This is a genomic window from Clostridium sp. AF34-10BH, assembly GCF_003478095.1.
GTDB classification, from domain to species: Bacteria; Bacillota; Clostridia; order Lachnospirales; family Lachnospiraceae; genus Acetatifactor; species Acetatifactor acetigignens.
This window is the reverse complement of record NZ_QUEC01000069.1, coordinates 1-1660: the sequence shown is the minus strand read 5'-3', so window position 1 is coordinate 1660 and position 1660 is coordinate 1. Positions and strand designations below refer to the sequence as shown.

Sequence of the window (1660 nt, the reverse complement as noted above, 5' to 3'; positions counted from 1 at the left end):
AAGAGTGAAAAATAAAGTAGATTTTTGGGCGCACTTATATAAGGGTTCATAAAACCCTGTTTTTACAAGTATAGAAAGCAGAAAAAATGTTAGTTATCGTTGCGTTTCACTAACTTAGAGCTGTCGTAACCAAGGCTTTCAAGGTAAGCAAACACATTGTTCTCATTCAAGACGACACTCTCTACATGATTCTGAGGGTCCATCAATTCCTCATAGTCAGTAGGGGTAAAGGGCTTCTTTTCTGAAACCATGTGGTAAATACAGACCATCATCATTCTTGCAATGGCAATGATTGCCTTTTTGTGTCCACGTCGCTTTTTGATTCGACCATATTTGATTGCAAAATAAGGCTGCTTTTTGCTCTTAATTGCAGCAAGGGCACATTGAACCATCATTGGTTTCAGGTAATCGCCTGCTTTGGCAATGCGGACAGACTTTTTCTTACCAGCGGATTCATTGTTGGCAGGAGAAAGTCCGCACCAGGAACACAGATGTTTTGCATCATCAAAAATATCCATATCAACGCCTGTTTCTGCAAGAACAATCGTGGAACTTAACTCTGTCATGCCGGGCATGGTACTGACAAACTCCACGAACTCGTAATAAGGCTTGATGCGGACATAGAGTTCCACTTCGGTCTGGGTAATCATATCATCGAGATATTCCAGATGCCCCCGGGCAAGCTCTAGTTTTTTAGCCTGATCTGTTTCAATAGTGTAGCCTTTGATGGCTTCGATGATTTCATCAGACTTGGATTTAGCCCCTTTCTTTATGAGTTTGCGGACAGCTTTTTCATCCATGGAATCGGCAGTATGCTCCAATAGATAAGAGATGATTTCAGTTGCTGTCTTGCCAAAAGGATCAGAAAGAACACTGGCAATGCCGACATTGGAAATGGTCATACAGTTCTGGATGCGATTCTTCTCGGAAGACTTCATGCAGACCAGCTTGAAACGGTATCTGGAAAGTTCCCTAAGCTGACGAAAATCTTTTGGAGGAATAAAGGAACATCTGACAAGATCAAATTTGTAGAGGTCGGCAATCCATTTAGAATCCTTTTTGTCCGTTTTCTTGCCTTTAATGGCTTTGACATACTTCGGATGTGTAAGGCAGACATCAATGTCATTTTCGAGATAATTAAAAATAGGAATCCAATACTTTCCGGTGGATTCCATACAAACATGATAGCAATTATTCTCGATAAGCCAGTTGTGAAACCTTTGAATATCTGAGTTGATGGTTGAAAAAGATTTTTGCAGATATTCGGATATGCCGTCCTTATTGGTAGTTACGATGGTTGCAACGATAACATTTTTGTGGACATCAAGTCCACAGCAGATGGAGTATTTTAACTTCATCATTAAGTATCACCACCTTAATAAAAAGGGAATAGCAACATTGACTGTCATCCTGCGACTGAATAAACATGGTTTATTACCAATGATAAGAGTCCGGGCTCAATGTCCCACTTGTTTGTGCTTGTAAGGATGACGGCACATATAACTATACGGGGTCGAAATAAATTCGCCACTTCTCCTTCCGTGCTCTGTAGTGTATTGCTATTCCTTGAAAGAATTATAAATCAAAGAGTGGAGGGGCACAACATTTTTCATAACTTGTTTGTGCCTTGAGCGAAGCGAAAGGAATGACAAAAACTATG

General features: G+C 40.4%; 1 protein-coding gene. It reads right to left on the bottom strand.

What is annotated here, in order from left to right; translation table 11 throughout:
• Positions 1-89: 89 nt before the first annotated feature.
• Positions 90-1361, bottom strand: coding sequence for an IS110 family transposase (locus tag DWZ61_RS19365; protein ID WP_022204360.1), 1272 nt, complete (start codon positions 1359-1361; stop codon positions 90-92).
• Between the last annotated feature and the right edge of the window lie 299 nt (positions 1362-1660).

What these genes read in the sequence shown, in the direction of transcription:
- DWZ61_RS19365 (WP_022204360.1), bottom strand. Translation starts at nt 1,361, where the DNA reads ATGATGAAGTTAAAATACTCCATCTGCTGTGGACTTGATGTCCACAAA.